This is a genomic window from Rhodococcus sp. KBW08 (assembly GCF_003852455.1).
In the GTDB taxonomy this organism is placed as follows: Bacteria; Actinomycetota; Actinomycetes; order Mycobacteriales; family Mycobacteriaceae; genus Rhodococcus_F; species Rhodococcus_F baikonurensis.
In genome coordinates, this window is the sequence record NZ_QAJJ01000030.1 from 1 (window position 1) to 16454 (window position 16454).

The following is a 16454-nucleotide window of genomic DNA, read 5'->3' on the forward strand; positions in this document are numbered from 1 at the left end:
ATGTGAAGTACCAAATTAATTTTGGCACTGACATTCATCGACACACTGTTGAGTTCTCAAAGAACACGCACACACCATCGCTTCAACATGGTTGAAAGCTCCGGGGCAAGGGTTACAATCTTAGCTTGTTTGCTCACGGGAAGCAAGTTCCCGCCGAGCTTGACTGTCTCCGACTTCGTCCAACCGCGTGTCCCCGGCCTGTCGGTCGGGGTTGGTGTCCGTGTCGCTCTGACTTGGACAAAGTTACGCGAATGAAAACTGAGCGTCAAACGTGCAGGTCGCGGATGTTCGTCAGGTTAAATCCGCTGGTAGCCCGCCCGTAGGCGGGCCACCAGCGACCACAGGAGCCCCGCGAGAGCACTGTGACCCCACACACGTCAGTTCGAAAGTATTTTCACGCCGGCGAAGTTGCGCTTTCCGCGCCGGACGACCAACCAGCTGCCGTGAAGCAGATCGGATGCGGCCGGCTCCCAGTCATCGGTCGAGACCTTCTGGTTGTTCACCGAAGCGCCGCCCTCCTTCACTGCACGGCGAGCGGCTCCCTTGCTCTCACACAAGCCGCTTGTCACGAGCAGATCGATGATCGTGCGTGGCTCCCCCGGCGCCAGTTCGCTGACAGACGCTTCCTTCAGCGCAGCAGCAAGCGTCGACTCGTCGAGTTCCGCCAGCTCCGCCTTGCCGAACAACGCCTGGCTGGCGAGCTCGACGGCGCGGGTGTTGTGTTCTCCGTGAACCAAGGTGGTCATCTCGGCGGCCAACCACTTCTGTGCTTCGCGCGCATGCGGGCGCTCCGCCGTTGCCGTCTCGAGTTCCGCGAGTTCGTCTGCGGTCAGGAAGGTGAACCAGCGCAGGTACTTGATCACGTCGGCGTCGCCCGTGTTCACGAAGTACTGGTACCACGCGTACGGGCTGGTCATCTCGGGGTCGAGCCACAGACTGCCGCCACCGGTCGACTTTCCGAACTTCTTGCCATCGGCCGAGGTCACCAGCGGAACGGTCATTGCGTGAACACTCTCGCCGTCGACACGACGGTTGAGTTCGACGCCCGCGATGATGTTGCCCCACTGATCGGACCCGCCGACCTGCAGCGTGCAACCCAGATCGCGTCGCAAGTGCAGGTAGTCGTTGGCTTGAAGCAGCATGTAGCTGAACTCGGTGTACGACATCCCGTCCGACTCGAGACGACGCTTCACGGTGTCACGCGCAAGCATGACGTTCACGGAGAAGTGTTTGCCGACATCACGCAGGAAGTCGATGGCCGACATACTGCCGGTCCAGTTCATGTTGTTCTCGATGACCGCACTCGTCGGAGAATCGTCGAAATCCACGAATCGTTCGAGCTGACCACGGATGCGTCCCGCCCAGTCAGCGACAGTGTCGGCGGAGTTCATCGTCCGTTCCCCGACATCACGGGGGTCACCGATCAAGCCCGTTGCTCCGCCGGCCAGAACGATCGGACGGTTGCCGGCACGCTGAAAACGCTTGAGCGCGAGAAGCGGAACCAGGTGGCCTGCGTGCAAGCTCGGTCCGGTCGGGTCGAATCCCGCATACAGCGTGACCGGTCCGGCCTCGAGATCCTTACGCAAAGCGTCGAGATCGGTTGATTGGGCGATCAGCCCGCGCCAGGTCAGTTCGTCGAGAATATTCTCAGTCACGGACTCGATCATCCCATCTTCACGAAATGGCCGGTGCTCGCGGGCTTCGGCGATACGCGGACACCGCCGGCGAGTCCGGAATCCAGAGGCGCCACGGAACCTCCGCTGCGGTACTGACCCCCACCCGCGGTCCGCTGACCCATTCCTCGGGCTCCCTCAATTCGAGCCGAATCCGCGAGGCTGAGTCGAAGACGTCTGTCCCGTTGTCCGCCAGCGTGATTGCAACAGAAGCGCCGAGATTGCCTGGTCCTCTGGCCCATTGGTGAGATGGCCGATCCGGCGATCGCCGAGCAGACACCACATCGTGACCCGCTTCGATTTCAGCCGCTCGGAGCAGAACACCGCCCGCGACACCGTCCGGGCCGTACGAGATGTTCATACACAAGTGCATTCCGTAACTGCGGTAGACGTAGAGACGGCCCGCCCGCCCGAACATCACGCTGTTCCGCGGCGTTCGCCCCCGATACGAATGTGCTGCCGGATCCGGCCAGGGCCCGTCCTTCTCCCCGCCGTACGCCTCGACCTCGACAATCCTCAGCGAAATGTCGTCGACGATCAGGGTCGAGCCGAGAATTGTCAGGCCCGCTTCCAACGGGTTCTCCACATTTTCCAAGGTCTCGATACTCACCCCTCGATTGTGCCCACGCCGTTGACTCTTCGGTCAGTCGAGTCGCATAATTCAACAAGTGATGAATTATTGAAACGAGGCGCACCGTGACCACAACGCCGGCAATAGACATCCGCGGACTACGAGTCATTCGCGGCAAGCGCGAAGTTCTCCACTCACTCGACCTGCAGGTTTCGTCAGGATCGATCACCGGACTGCTCGGCCCGTCCGGCTGCGGCAAGACAACCCTCATGCGCGCGATAGTCGGAACACAGATCGTCGAAAGTGGCGAGGTCAGAGTCCTGGGGGATCTCGCCGGGTCCGTTGCCCTTCGCCGTCGGGTCGGGTATGTCACCCAATCCCCCAGCATGTACGGCGACCTGACGGTTACTCGAAACGTCCAGTACTTCGGCGCTCTGTACGGCAAATCCAGCGCAGACGTCGCAGCAGCGGTCGACGCCGTCGGTTTGCGCAGATACGCCGATCAGACCGCCGCCGATCTGTCCGGAGGTCAACGCGGTCGAGTTTCGCTGGCATGCGCCTTGGTGGCGTCACCTGATGTGTTGATCCTCGACGAACCGACCGTCGGTCTCGATCCGGTGCTTCGCGTCGAATTGTGGGAACGATTTGCCGACCTCGCTCGCAGCGGAACCACCCTGTTGGTCTCCAGCCACGTCATGGACGAGGCCGATCACTGCGCCGAACTCATTCTCATGCGCGACGGCCATCTCCTCGCACAACTCTCCCCCGACGAACTCCGCGCGAAAACCAGATGTGAACGCCTCGAGGACGCCTTCCTCGAACTGATTCGAACCTCACCCGTCGGAGGCGAAATATCATGAGCATCAGGATCTTCGGTGCAACCACCGTTCGAATTCTGCTTCAGCTCCGCCAGGACCACCGCACCGTCGCCATGATCTTGTTGGTCCCGTCGTTGCTGATGATCTTGCTGTATTTCCTCTACCAAGACGTCCCGACTCCGCCCGGCCAGGTTTCCCTCTTCCAACGGGTCGCGATCACGATGTTGGGAATCTTGCCATTTGTCGTCATGTTCCTGGTCACGTCCATCGCCATGCAGCGCGAACGCAGTTCGGGAACACTCGAACGTCTGCTCACCACTCCGATGGGCAAGCTCGATCTTCTGGCCGGATACGGTGCGGCATTTTCGCTCTCGGCCGCCGCTCAGGCAGCTCTCGCGTGCGCTGTAGCTTTCGGATTTCTCGGGCTCACCATCGCGGGCAGTCTTGCGTGGGTCATCGTGATTGCAGTTCTCGGCGCGATCCTCGGCGTTGCTCTCGGTCTGTTGGCCAGTGCGTTCGCGAAGACCGAATTCCAAGCGGTGCAGTTCATGCCTGTAGTGGTAGTTCCGCAGCTCTTCCTTTGCGGACTCCTCGTACCGCGCGACCAACTGCCGACCTGGCTCGAATGGATCAGCAATGTTCTTCCCTTGAGCTACGCCGTCGACGCTCTTCAACAAGTGTCGATGCATGCCGACGCGACGGGCCAGATGTGGCGTGATCTCGCCGTCATGGCGGGCTTTGCCGCCGCAGCGCTCTCGCTGGCCGCGGCAACACTCGATCGCCGAACCCCATGACCGACAACGACACCGCCCCCACACCGATTCGTTCCGGCCGTCGACCAGGCAAATCGGAGACTCGTGCGCAGATCCTCGAATCTGCGCGACGAGCGTTCTCCCAGAACGGCTTTCGACGAACAACCGTCCGATCGATAGCCGCGGCCGCGGACGTCGATCCGGCCATGATTCATCACCATTTCGGAAGCAAGGAGCAGTTGTTCACCGCTGCGATCGCGCTACCGATCGATCCAGCGCAGGTATTAGGACCGGTTCACGCCTCCCCGACCGAAGATCTCGGCGAAAATCTACTCAGGGCAGTGACGGGGCTGTGGGAATCGGAACATAAGCCGGCGATTCTGGCAGCATTTCGATCGGCCATTTCCGGCGACGGATCACAACTGATTCAGAGCTTTCTGCTCGATGTCGTCTTGCGCGACATCATTCCGCGGGTGGACACACCGACAGGCACCGGCCTGATCAGAGCGGAACTGGTGGCCTCTCAGATGGCCGGGCTGCTGGTCACGCGATACGTGCTCGGACTCGAACCACTCGCATCGTTGAACGTGGACGCGTTGGTACCGCTGGTGGCTCCGAACCTCCAGCGGTACCTGACCGGTGAATTACCGATCTAACCTTCGGCCCGTGCGAGCAGCTTCTCGTGCTCGTCGTCCGCCACGTCGCGTGCCTCGTCGATCAACAGAACGGGAATGCCGTTCTCGATCGGGTACGCACGCCGCAGGCGCGGGTTGTAGAGCAACTCGTCCCCGACCAGCAACAGCGGGCCTTTGTCCTGGGGGCAGGCCAGAATGCTGAGCAACGTCGAATCAATAGCCACGTGAGTCCTCTCGAACCGATCAAACAGAATGTCCCCAGGCTACCGTGCTCCGGTACCCACTCTCGTCGGCATCAACTGGGCAGCAATTGCCTTGGTCAGCCGCTTGTACGACTGCGTCTCGGAATCGAGGAACCAGGTCCGTGGTCCTGGCGCCGGCAATCCGGCCGCAGCTAACGCAGTGGAGCTCGGACGGTACGACGAACCCACCGGGATCTCGTCTACCACGTGCACGATGTCCGGACGAGCGTCAAAAGCGATGTGCGAGAGGGCATCTGCCAGTTCGGCGGAACGGAACTGCCGCCCCGGACGCCATGTCACGGCAGCGACCGCCAGCTGATGCGGTGCGTCGCCGATGCCGTACGCGACGGCGAGATCTACTCGCGCCACACTCGACAGCGCGTCCACGATCGGCTGGGTGAACACGGGTCCGCGGAGCGTGGAGATCACCGTGTTCTTGTGATCGATCAACCAGTAGTCGCCGTCGCCGTCCCGGCGGAAGAGATTCTCAGTCGGAATCCAGGAATCACCGGCCTGGAAGAGACCCCGCATGGCACCGCCCGAGAGATCAGCGGTGAATCCGGCACGCCCGAGCAGTAATCCCACCTCGTCGTCGGCGCACTCACGGACAAATCCGTTACCGTTTTCGAGAAGCCGACCGCTGAGCGGGTCGTAGGCCGCCAACCGCACCTGCGCGCTACCCGGCAGCGGTCGGCCCTTGGAGCCGACCTTGGAGCCGGCGACGTTGGCGAGAATCACGTCACCTTCGGTCGACGCATAGAACTCGAGCACCTGCGCGGGGTCGAACGCCTCCGTGGTCCGCTTCCACAGACCGTGCGGCATTCCCGAACCGATGAACAGTCGGACCGGATGGCTGCCGTCGATGAGAAGAAGATCCTCGTCGAGGATCTCGCGCATCATCGACCACGTGTAACTCACGACAGTCACGCCGTAGCGGTGGATCTCCTCGACGAATCGTGCCGGATTCAGTCCGCGCGAGAGCGCGATCCGTGACCCACCGGCCATCGCGCCACCGATGGTCGCGAGCAAACTCGACGAATGATGGAGCGGTGCAAGGCAGTACACGGTGTCGCCACGATCGAGATCTGCCGCCGTGGCCGTGCCGAAGGCCGACAGTGCCCACCGGTAGTTGGTGATCTGCTTGGCTTCGAGAACGCCGCCGGATTCCGCAAAGATGATGAAGGCGAGTTCACGGGCGACACCGGGATCCGGTCGGTACCACCCGGGCAGATTGACCTTCGTCGGATCGATTTGTTCGAGATCGATCACGTCGTGTGACGGATCCACCTCGAGGCCGCGGGCATCGCCGCCGCCGAGCACCAAGACCGGCCTACCGGTGACCACCGCAGCGTCGACGTTCTCCGGATCGGTGATGATCCGATCAACCGATCCCAGCTTGACCGCCGCCGAGATGTCGGACCCCGGCGGAAGCATGACGGCAACGGCGCCAAGGCGCGACAAGGCCGCGATGGCAGCGAGCGCGCTGGGACGGGTCTCCATCAGGACACCGACATGTGCTGCCGGACGCACTCCCACGGAGATCAATCCACGCACGACATTGTCGATGCGGGCGTTGACCGCTTCATAGGTGTGCACACGATTGTCGAAGAGGAAGCACTCTCCGTTCGGCGCCTTTCGACGCTGCTCCGCGAGCAATTGGCTCAGCGAGATCTTGGTGTGCGGCTGAATTTGGTTGAGCCGTGCCAAACGCGGCAATGCTCGTGCCGCTTCGCCGGACAATTCGAAAGTGCCGCGCAAGGCACCGGCGGCAAGGTCACTGATTCCCTTGGTGACTCCTGCTCCTACTTCGGCGACCGAGGCGACGGTGTGGATGATCCGATTGCTGATCGACACACCGGTCTGGTCTTCGAGGTCGGCGCCGTAGACCATGTTCGCGATACGGTCCGGAAGGGGCCCACCCGTCTCGGTCCACTGTACGAATTCACCGGTGGTCGGCCAGGTGTGATTGGCCGCGGTGGAACCGACAACCAATCCGAAATGACCTGCGCGCAAGGTAGATTCGTAGACCTTTGCCCGCGGCGCTGCCTGACTGATCCCACGGACTGCCTGAGGTTGACCGATGTCGTCGACCTCGCCGACGAATGCCAGGATGGGGCAGGTGATCTCGGCAAGCGAGACCAATTGATCCTTGATCACAAAACCACCGGTCATCATTCGGTTGTGCACGATGAACTGCTTGAGCAGTTCGGCAACCGCGGGCCCGGACCACGCGACCCAACCCTCGGTCGCGAGGAAGCGTCGCTGTTGTTCCCGCGGAAGCAAAGCCTCGCGGTCGTGCAGTTGCAGCAGGAAGTCGACGCGCATCTTCAGCGTCTTCACGGGATCGAGTAACTGGAACCCGGTGCGAGCCATCCACCCGGTGACCGCCAGGCGATTGAAGACGTGATCGGCGAGGAAATCCGCACCCTTGGTGGCCAATCCGGCCGGGATACCGAAGGGCAGCGCGGCGAGCGTGTCGACCGGACTGCCGAAGGTGATGACGCTGGCGATGTTTCGACTACGCCGATACGCGGCAGCTTGATAGGCGAACATGCCGCCCTGCGAATAGCCGGAGATGTGAACATCTTTACCGGTGTGACGGTGAATGTGGTCGATGATGTCACTGAGAGCGATGATGTGATCGGCGAGATTGCGATCCCAACCGCCCTCTTCGGAGTCGGGCGAACCGAAATCGACTACCCAGGGGTCCAGGCCCATCTCGTGCAGAATTCCCACAGCACCCTGGTCGCGGGTCACGTCGTACACGTTCGCCGACATCATCATCGGCGGGATCAGCACGATCGGTGCACCGACGGTTTCCGGATCACTGTCCGGGAAGTAGCGGCGGAGCCGGTACATCGCTGCGCGCTCGACGATCTCGAACGGCGATGTGGTCGCATCCGTTTCCAGCCCACCCAACCGGACGACCTCGAGGCCGTTTTGTGCTGTCGCAACCACCCGACGAATCGGGCCCAGCACAGACTTGGAATTCAATCCCACCATTTCACTCCCAAGTTTCTCACCATGTGACGTCAGTCTCATTTTTCCCGCGCGCAACAAGCCTACTGACGACGAATACGCGTACGCGGTCAGGGAGCAAATTCTGCTCCCTGACCGCGTACGACCGAAGGACTACTGCCGAAAAGAGAGGGACAACACTCGTGACCGCGAGGTCAGAGGGTCCATTCCCGCAGTGACTGCGCCACTGCTTTGACTCCGTCCAGCTGCTCGGCGACCCGCACCCCCGCGGTGCCGCCCCGCGCATTACGCGAAGCGATGGAACCCTCGACTGTCAGCACCTCACGAACAGCGGGCGTCAGCGCGCTGTCGACGCCGGCCAGTTCCTCGTCCGTGAGGTCTTCGAGTCCGACACCTCGGGCTTCCGCAACACGCACACACGCTCCGGCAGCCTCGTGGGCAACCCGGAACGGCACGCCCTGACGCACCATCCACTCCGCGATGTCGGTGGCCAACGTGAACCCTGCCGGGGCAAGTTCCGCCATGCGCTCGGTGTGGAACTCGAGCGTCTGCACCAGACCGGTGATGGCCGGGAGCAACATCTCGAGCTGCGCAACAGAGTCGAAGACCGGTTCCTTGTCCTCCTGCAGATCGCGGTTGTACGCCAGCGGCTGAGCCTTGAGCGTCGCCAACAATCCGGTGAGGTTACCGATCAAACGACCCGACTTACCGCGCGTCAGTTCCGAGACATCCGGATTCTTCTTCTGCGGCATGATCGACGAGCCCGTCGACCACGCGTCGGCAAGCGTGATGTAGCCGAATTCCGGTGTGCTCCAGATGATGATCTCTTCCGCCATGCGGGAGAGATCGACACCGATCATCGCAAGCACGAACGCCGCCTCGGCCGCGAAGTCACGCGAAGCGGTTGCGTCGATCGAGTTCTCGGCCGAGCTGTCGAACTTCAATTCCGCTGCGATGGCTTCGGGGTCGAGACCGAGCGAGGAACCGGCGAGTGCACCGGAACCGTACGGGGACACCGCAGCTCGCACGTCGAAGTCGCGAAGGCGCTGCACGTCGCGCAACAACGGATGTGCGTGAGCGAGCAGGTGATGCGCCAACAAGACCGGCTGAGCCGCCTGCAGGTGCGTCTTGCCCGGCATCACGGCATCCGGGTGAGCCCCGGCCTGAGTCGCCAATGCGTCGACCACGTCGAGAACACCGGTGGAGATGCGGCGAACCGCGTCCCGGAGCCACATGCGGAACAGCGTGGCCACCTGGTCGTTTCGCGAACGACCAGCACGCAGGCGTCCGCCGACCTCCGGCCCGACTCGCTCGATCAGACCGCGCTCGAGTGCACCGTGTACGTCCTCGTCCGAGTCACTCGGCCCGAAGGCGCCGCTGGCGACATCTGCCGCCAGACGGTCGAGACCGTCGAGCATCGTCGCGAGGTCGGCCTCGCTGAGAAGACCTGCCTTGTTCAGCACACGAGCGTGCGCCTGTGAGGCCCGCACATCGTACGGAGCTAGGACCCAGTCGAAGTGAGTCGACTTGCTCAGCGCCGCCATGGCAGCGGCCGGTCCGGATTCGAACCGCCCACCCCACAGGGCGCCTTCGTTTGTTCCGTGGCTGCCAGTCACAGTCAGAGACCCAGATCGCGCTTCGCGGCGACCTTCGACGACAGACCGTGGATCTCGACGAAGCCCTTCGATGCGGACTGGTCGAAGCTGTCACCCTCGTCGTACGTCGCAAGGTTGAAGTCGTAGAGCGACTCGGGGCTACGACGACCGTTGACGGTGATGGCTCCACCGTGCAGGAAGAGACGGATGTCGCCGGTGACGCGCTCCTGCGTCTTGTCGACGAACGTATCCAGCGCGTCCTTGAGGGGCGAGAACCACAGGCCGTCGTAGACCAGCTCGGACCAACGCTGCTCCATCTGACGCTTGTAGCGACCGAGCTCGCGTTCGAGGGTGACGTGCTCGAGTTCCTGGTGAGCGGTGATGAGAACCATCGCGCCCGGAGCTTCGTAGATCTCACGGCTCTTGATGCCCACGAGACGGTCCTCGACGACGTCGAGGCGACCGACGCCCTGAGCGCCTGCCCGCTTGTTCAGTTCCTGGATGGCTTCGAGAACCGACACCGGGCGGCCGTCGATGGCAACCGGGCGACCCTTGTCGAAGCTGATGATGAGCTCGTCGGGTGCGTTCCAGTTGACCGTCGGGTCCTGGGTGTAGTCGTAGACGTCCTTCGTCGGCGCGTTCCACAGATCCTCGAGGAAACCGGTTTCGACGGCGCGGCCCCAGACGTTCTGGTCGATCGAGAACGGCGACTTCTTGGAGACGTTGATCGGGATGTTGTTCTCTTCGGCGAAGGCGATGGCCTTCTCGCGGGTCCAGGCGTAGTCGCGGACCGGTGCGATGACCTGCAGGTCGGGTGCGAGGGCGCCGAATCCGACCTCGAAGCGAACCTGGTCGTTGCCCTTACCGGTGCAACCGTGCGAGACGATGGTGCCGCCGTGCGAGCGGGCAGCTTCGACGATGTGCTTGACGATCAGCGGACGGCTGATAGCCGAGACCAGCGGGTAGCGGTCCATGTACAGGGCGTTGGCCGCGATGGTCGGCAGGCAGTACTCGTCCGCGAACTCGTCGCGGGCGTCGACGACAACGGATTCGACTGCGCCGCAGTCGATCGCGCGCTGACGCACGACCTCCATGTCCTCGCCACCCTGCCCCAGATCGATGGCGACGGCGACAACTTCAGCGCCGGTCTCCTTACCGATCCAACTGATGGCAACAGAAGTGTCCAGCCCGCCCGAGTAGGCGAGTACGACGCGATCGGCCATGGTTTTTGTGCTCCTTCGGTTGAAAATCTCTATCAAAGAATAAGGGGTCAGGCGAGCGATTCGATCATGGCCGCGAGTTCCGCTCCGGAAAGCGGTTCTCGGGCCACCACGAAGATGGTGTCATCTCCGGCGATCGTTCCCACGATGTCGGGCATCGAGGACCGATCCAGTGCGCTCGCGAGGTAGTGCGCGGCTCCCGGCGGTGTCCGGAGAATCGCCATGTTGCCGCTGAAATCGGTGGAGACCAACAGCTCACCCAACAGCCGCGAGAGGCGGTCGGTACCGCCGGACACACCGCGTACCGGGTTCCCGTCCTCCGGCACCACGTAAACACCGGCGCCGCCGTCGGCGGCGCGCAGTTTCACCGCTCCCAACTCTTCGAGGTCACGCGACAGGGTGGCCTGCGTCGCTTCGATGCCCTCGGCACCGAGCAACGCCGCCAACTCCGTCTGACTTCGGACGGGGTGCGCCGCCAGCAGCGCGATGATGCGCGACTGGCGACCGGCCCGAGTGGGAGCGACGCTCACGCCTGGTCCAGTTGGGTTCGCTGTTCCAGCAGCCACACGAGCAACGCCTTCTGGGCGTGCAGACGGTTCTCCGCCTCGTCCCAGACGACGCTCTGGGGTCCGTCGAGAACCTCGTCTGTGACCTCTTCGCCTCGATGGGCCGGCAGGCAGTGCAGGACGACAGCCTTCGGATCTGCCTTTGCGAGCAGTTCCTTGTTGATCTGGAACGGACGGAACGGGCCGACCCGATCGAGCCCGTCGTTCTCCTGACCCATCGAGGTCCAGGTATCGGTGACCAACGCGTCGGCACCGACGACACCGGCCTGCGGGTCCTGAGTCAGCGTGATGGTCGCGCCGGTTTCCGCGGCGCGTGCGCGAGCTGCTGCCACTACCCAGTCCGCCGGTTCGAAGCCCGCGGGACTTGCGATGGTGACGTCGATGCCTGCGGTGACTCCGCCGAGCATCAGCGAGTGAGCCATGTTGTTGGCGCCGTCGCCCAGGTAGGTGAGCTTCAGTCCCTTGAGCTCGCCCTTCTGCTCGATCAGCGTTTGCAGATCGGCCAGAACCTGACAGGGATGAAATTCGTCGGACAACGCATTGACGATGGGAATCGTTGCACCCGTTGCCATTTGCTCCAAGCGCTTCTGGCCGAACGTGCGCCACACGACGGCGTCGACATAGCGGGAGAGTACGCGTCCGGTGTCCGCCAACGTCTCTTCACGACCGAGTTGGGTACTGCGCCCGTCGACGACGACGGCGTGGCCGCCCATCTGCGCAATGCCCATCTCGAACGAGAAACGTGTACGCGTCGAGTTCTTCTCGAAGATGACGCCGACTCCGCGAGGACCCTCGAGTGGACGCCGAGCGAACGGGTCCTTCTTGAGAATCGCAGCGAGTTCCAGAACTTCGGCCTGCTGCGCCGGAGTCAGATCGTCGTCCCTGAGAAAGTGTTTCACCACGGTAGTCACTTCTCCCCCGGCTGGTCAGCCGATAGTGCACTGTCGAAGATGGCAGGTAGTGCTGCCACGAAGGTTTCGGCCTGCTCATCGGTAAGGATGAGCGGCGGCGCCAACCGGATCACTCCGGGTTGCGCTGCATTCACAAGGTACCCGGCTTCGCGCGCGGCATTTTCCACCGCGGGCGCCACGTCCTCGGTCAGCACGACACCCAGCAACAGTCCTGATCCCCGTACGTAGTCGACCAACGGATGGCCCAGATCTTCGATGCCCGCCGAGATCGATTTGCCCAAGCTGTCGGCGCGTGAGATCAGGTCTTCCGCTGCAATGGTTTTCAGCACGGCGAGCGCCGCCGCAGCGCACACCGGATTGCCGCCGAACGTCGTACCGTGCTTGCCCGGTCCGAACAACTCTGCCGTTGCCCCGGTCGCGATGCAGGCGCCGATCGGCATTCCGCCGCCGAGTCCCTTCGCGAGAGTGATGACGTCCGGGACGATGCCGACTGCCTGATGTGCGTAGAACCAGCCGGTCCGGCCGATGCCGGTCTGCACTTCGTCGAGTACGAGAAGTGCACCGCGTTCGGCGGTGATCCGCCGTGCCTCGACGAGGTATCCCTCGGGTGGCACCACGACGCCGCCCTCACCCATGATCGGTTCGAGGAACACAGCAGCGGTGTCGGAATCGACGGCCTGCTCCAATGCCTCGACATCGCCGTACGGCACGAACTCGACACCGGCGGGCATCGGTTCGAACGGCGCCCGCTTGGCCGGCTGACCCGTCAGCGCGAGTGCCCCCATCGTGCGACCGTGGAAGGAGCCTTCGGCCGCGATGATCTTCTTCCGGCCAGTGGCGCGAGCGAGCTTGAAGGCAGCCTCGTTCGCCTCGGTACCGGAGTTGCAGAAGAAGGCGCGCCCGGTGACGTTGCCGAGATGAGCGAGCAGCTGCTCCGCCAACTCGACGACCGGCTCGCTGGCGTACAGGTTGGAAACATGGCCGAGTGTCGACAACTGAGTAGTGACGGCTTCGACGACGGCCGGATGTCCGTGTCCGAGGATGTTGACGGCGATTCCGGCCAGGAAGTCGACGTACTGCTTGCCGTCGGCATCGGTGAGTACAGCGCCGTCACCGCGGACGAGAGCAACCCGGGGTACGCCGTAATTGTTCATCAGCGAAGCGGACCACCGCTGCTGCAGATCGATCGTGCTCATGAGGTAGCTCCCTGTTGGGGACCGGCGACCGAGGAACCCGGCACGACCATCGTGCCGATTCCTTCACCGGTGAAAAGTTCGAGTAGGACTGAATGTTCGAGCCGGCCGTCGATCACGTGCGCCGACGGCACACCTCCGCACACCGCGCGAAGGCAGGCCTCCATCTTGGGCACCATGCCGGCATCGAGACTCGGCAACAACTGGGCGAGGGCGTCGGTGTCGATCTCGGTGGCCAGAGAGGATCGGTCCGGCCAATCGGTGTACAGACCTTCGACGTCGGTGAGGACAACGAGCTTCTCGGCACCGATCGCCTCGGCCAGTGCGGCAGCGGCGGTGTCGGCGTTGATGTTGTGGACGACACCGTCGGCGTCGGGTGCGATGGTCGAGACCACCGGAATACGTCCTGCCGCAATGAGATCGAGGACCGCATCCGGGTTCACGGTGGTGACGTCTCCGACAAGACCGATGTCGGTCTGCTCCCCCTCGACCGCAACAGTGCGTCGAGTAGCGGTGAACAGGTGCGCATCTTCGCCGGAGATGCCGACCGCGTACGGGCCGTGCGCGTTGATCAGGCCCACGAGTTCACGGCCGACCTGACCGAAGAGCACCATCCGCACGACGTCCATCACCTCGGGCGTCGTCACACGGAAACCACCGCGGAACTCACCCTTCATGCCAAGGCGTGCCAGCATCGCGTTGATCTGCGGGCCACCGCCGTGCACGACGACGGGATGGATACCGACAGTCCGCAGAAACGCCATGTCGGCGGCAAATGCCGTTTTGAGCTTCTCGTCGATCATGGCGTTTCCGCCGTACTTGACCACGACGACCTTGTCTCGGAATCTCTGCAGCCACGGCAACGCGTCGGCGAGGACATGCGCTTTCTGATGCTCGCTGATCACGGGATACGTCTCGGTCATGACGAGTACGCCGAGTTCTCTTCGACGTAAGCGTGCGAGAGGTCGGTGGTGCGAATGCTCACGGATTCGTTGCCGATTCCCAGATCGATGTCGAGTTCGATGTCGATCCCGCTCAGGTCCACCTCACGTGCTCCCGGAGCACCGACGCCGTCGATGCAGACGGGACTCCCGTTGAAGGACACACTGATTCGATCGGGATCGAGCTCGATGGGAGCGATACCCACTGCTGCGAGAACGCGGCCCCAGTTGGGATCGGATCCGAAAAGCGCTGTCTTGACCAGGCTGTCGCGGGCGATGGTCCGGGCGCCGATCAGCGCGTCGGACTCGGATGCTGCACCGCGCACCGTCACCTTGACCCGCTTGGTGACGCCCTCTGCATCTGCCATCAACTGATCGGCGAGATCGTCACACACGGCCAGTACTGCGGCGTTGAGTTCGTCCTGGGTCGGAGTGACACCGCTGGCGCCGGACGCCAACAGCAGCACCGTGTCGTTGGTCGACGTGGCGCCGTCGACATCGAGGCGATCGAAGCTCAGGTGAGTAGCGGCGCGCAGAGCGGTATCGAGCTGCTCGGCCGTTGCGACAGCATCTGTCGTGACGACACACAGCATCGTGGCCAGCGCAGGCGCAAGCATGCCCGCGCCCTTGGCCATTCCGCCTACGTTCCACTTGTTGGCGTGGTGCAGCGACGCCTGCTTCGGAACAGTGTCGGTGGTCATGATCGCGTATGCCGCGTCGGTGCCGCCGGAGATTCCGCCGGCAAGCTCGTGGACCACCTCGGTGACACCGGGGATGAGCTTGTCCATGGGCAAGCGGTCGCCGATGAGTCCGGTCGAACAGACTGCGACCTCGATCGCGCCCGTCTCGGTTCCCCAATTGCTCAGTGCCGACGCAACTTCCTCGGCAGTCTTGTGTGCGTCCTGGAATCCGCCCACGCCGGTACATGCGTTTGCGCCGCCCGAGTTGAGCACGACCGCGCGCAGCTTGCCCGTCGTCAAAACCTGCTGCGACCACAGCACCGGAGCGGCCTTGACCTTGTTCAGGGTGAAGACGCCGGCAGCGGCCAGATCGGGTCCCTCGTTGAGCACCAAAGCGAGGTCCGACTTGCCGCTCTTCTTGATACCGGCAGCAATTCCGGCACCGCGGAACCCGGCAGGTGCGGTGACGCCCTGTGTGCGGAGCAGACGTCCCCCGGCGACGTGAACCACGTCTGCAACGGTCGCGTCAGGCTCGGTTGCGTTGTCGATCTGCTGCGGATTGTCGGTGCTCACGGAGCTACTCCCACGGTAGAGAGACCTGCGGTCTCGGGTAGGCCAAGGGCAAGGTTCATCGATTGCACAGCGCCACCGGCGGTGCCCTTGGTGAGATTGTCGATTGCCGAGATGACAACGAGCTGACCGGCGTCGGCGTCCACGGTGACCCCGATCTGCACGGCGTTGGATCCGATCACGGCGCCGGTCTGCGGGAAGACGCCGGCAGGCAGCACATGAATGAACGGCTCGTCGTTGTATGCCTTCTCGTAGATTTCGCGTGCCTGCTCTTCGGTCGCGGTGGTGGCTGCCGTGCAGGTCGCAAGGATGCCGCGCGGCATGGGCGCGAGGACCGGAGTGAAGGAGACACTGATGTCCTTGCCGCCTGCGGCCGAGAGATTCTGAATGATCTCAGGGGTGTGGCGATGGACGCCGCCGACGCCGTACGCGCGGACGGAGCCCATGACCTCGGAACCCAGCAGATCAGCCTTCGGTGCCCGGCCGGCGCCCGAAGTGCCACTGACCGCAACCACGTTCACGTGTGAGTCCACGATCCCCGCGGCAACGGCGGGGGCCAGCGCGAGGCTCGCTGCCGTCGGATAGCAGCCCGGAACGGCGATGCGGGTGGCGCCTACCAATTTCTCACGGGCACCGGGCAATTCAGGAAGACCGTAGGGCCAGGTGCCGGCATGAGCGCTCTTGTAGTACTTCTCCCAGGCTGCGGAATCCTGCAGCCGGAAGTCCGCGCCGCAGTCGATGATGACCGTCGATTCGGGTAGCAGCTTGGCGTACTGAGCCGAATTTCCGTGTGGGAGACCGAGGAAGACGACGTCGTGACCCGAGAGGATTTCGACAGTGGTCTCTTCGAGTACCCGCGACGAGAGAGGGAGCAAGTGCGGGTGATGCTCACCGAGCGTCGAACCGGCGTTGCCACCGGCGGTCAGCGAACCGATCACCAGACTGCCGTCGGCATAGGAGGGGTGCCCGAGAAGCAGACGCAGAACCTCACCACCGGCGTACCCACTGGCGCCGGCAACGGCGACTCTGATCGGCTTGCGTGCGTGCTCGGTCGTACCACCTTCAGTCATGTCACACAGTATGCATCATTGTGCATCGGAATGCATAA

General features: G+C 63.1%; 15 protein-coding genes. 3 read left to right on the forward strand and 12 right to left on the reverse strand.

The genetic code is table 11. The features are described 5' to 3' along the window. Window positions 1-377 precede the first annotated feature (377 nt). Window positions 378-1655, reverse strand: a complete 1278-nt coding sequence (gene tyrS / locus DBV08_RS29925; protein ID WP_124569783.1) for a tyrosine--tRNA ligase — start codon at window positions 1653-1655, stop codon at window positions 378-380. A 19-nt stretch (window positions 1656-1674) separates the two neighbouring features. After that, window positions 1675-2283 (reverse strand): DNA-3-methyladenine glycosylase, encoded by a 609-nt coding sequence (locus DBV08_RS29930; protein WP_124569784.1) that lies wholly within the window; start codon window positions 2281-2283, stop codon window positions 1675-1677. 86 nt (window positions 2284-2369) lie between these two features. On the opposite strand from DBV08_RS29930, the gene DBV08_RS29935 reads away from it, so the two are divergent. Genes DBV08_RS29935 through DBV08_RS29945 form a run of 3 tightly spaced genes read left to right on the forward strand, consistent with a single transcriptional unit; the run spans window position 2370 to window position 4470 of the window. Continuing rightward, entirely contained in the window at window positions 2370-3104 is a 735-nt protein-coding gene (locus DBV08_RS29935; RefSeq protein WP_124569785.1) for an ABC transporter ATP-binding protein, read from the forward strand. Then, window positions 3101-3856: an ABC transporter permease gene (locus DBV08_RS29940; RefSeq protein WP_003944033.1), complete on the forward strand. Its 756-nt coding sequence runs from the start codon at window positions 3101-3103 to the stop codon at window positions 3854-3856. The genes DBV08_RS29935 and DBV08_RS29940 overlap by 4 nt, the downstream gene beginning before the upstream one ends. Further along, a complete protein-coding gene (locus DBV08_RS29945) occupies window positions 3853-4470 on the forward strand; it encodes a TetR family transcriptional regulator (RefSeq protein ID WP_124569786.1) in 618 nt (205 codons plus the stop codon). Before DBV08_RS29940 ends, DBV08_RS29945 begins: the two co-directional genes overlap by 4 nt. Here the strand turns inward: DBV08_RS29945 and DBV08_RS29950 are convergent. The 10 genes from DBV08_RS29950 to argC form a co-directional block, all read right to left on the reverse strand. Continuing rightward, window positions 4467-4673: a Trm112 family protein gene (locus tag DBV08_RS29950; RefSeq protein ID WP_003944045.1), complete on the reverse strand. Its 207-nt coding sequence runs from the start codon at window positions 4671-4673 to the stop codon at window positions 4467-4469. The genes DBV08_RS29945 and DBV08_RS29950 overlap by 4 nt on opposite strands. A 39-nt stretch (window positions 4674-4712) precedes the next feature. Beyond that, on the reverse strand, window positions 4713-7694 hold the full coding sequence (locus tag DBV08_RS29955) for an acyl-CoA synthetase (RefSeq protein ID WP_124569787.1): 2982 nt from the start codon (window positions 7692-7694) through the stop codon (window positions 4713-4715). A gap of 170 nt (window positions 7695-7864) precedes the next feature. After that, window positions 7865-9286 (reverse strand): argininosuccinate lyase, encoded by a 1422-nt coding sequence (gene argH, locus DBV08_RS29960; RefSeq protein WP_124569788.1) that lies wholly within the window; start codon window positions 9284-9286, stop codon window positions 7865-7867. Between the two features lie 2 nt (window positions 9287-9288). Further along, window positions 9289-10488 carry an argininosuccinate synthase gene (locus DBV08_RS29965; RefSeq protein WP_003944066.1) on the reverse strand — a complete coding sequence of 400 codons (1200 nt, stop codon included), beginning with the start codon at window positions 10486-10488 and terminating at the stop codon, window positions 9289-9291. Between the two features lie 47 nt (window positions 10489-10535). Next, window positions 10536-11015 carry an arginine repressor gene (locus tag DBV08_RS29970; RefSeq protein ID WP_020907875.1) on the reverse strand — a complete coding sequence of 160 codons (480 nt, stop codon included), beginning with the start codon at window positions 11013-11015 and terminating at the stop codon, window positions 10536-10538. Then, window positions 11012-11962 carry an ornithine carbamoyltransferase gene (gene argF / locus DBV08_RS29975; protein WP_095973315.1) on the reverse strand — a complete coding sequence of 317 codons (951 nt, stop codon included), beginning with the start codon at window positions 11960-11962 and terminating at the stop codon, window positions 11012-11014. Before argF ends, DBV08_RS29970 begins: the two co-directional genes overlap by 4 nt. Next, window positions 11959-13158, reverse strand: coding sequence for an acetylornithine transaminase (locus DBV08_RS29980; RefSeq protein WP_007736227.1), 1200 nt, complete (start codon window positions 13156-13158; stop codon window positions 11959-11961). The genes argF and DBV08_RS29980 overlap by 4 nt, the downstream gene beginning before the upstream one ends. Then, window positions 13155-14078, reverse strand: a complete 924-nt coding sequence (gene argB / locus DBV08_RS29985) for an acetylglutamate kinase (RefSeq protein ID WP_124569789.1) — start codon at window positions 14076-14078, stop codon at window positions 13155-13157. Before argB ends, DBV08_RS29980 begins: the two co-directional genes overlap by 4 nt. After that, the gene (gene argJ / locus DBV08_RS29990) at window positions 14075-15325 is read right to left on the reverse strand and encodes a bifunctional glutamate N-acetyltransferase/amino-acid acetyltransferase ArgJ (protein ID WP_095973351.1); all 1251 of its coding nucleotides are present in this window, start codon (window positions 15323-15325) and stop codon (window positions 14075-14077) included. The genes argB and argJ overlap by 4 nt, the downstream gene beginning before the upstream one ends. 20 nt (window positions 15326-15345) lie before the next feature. After that, a complete protein-coding gene (gene argC, locus DBV08_RS29995; RefSeq protein ID WP_124569790.1) occupies window positions 15346-16416 on the reverse strand; it encodes an N-acetyl-gamma-glutamyl-phosphate reductase in 1071 nt (356 codons plus the stop codon). Between the last annotated feature and the right edge of the window lie 38 nt (window positions 16417-16454).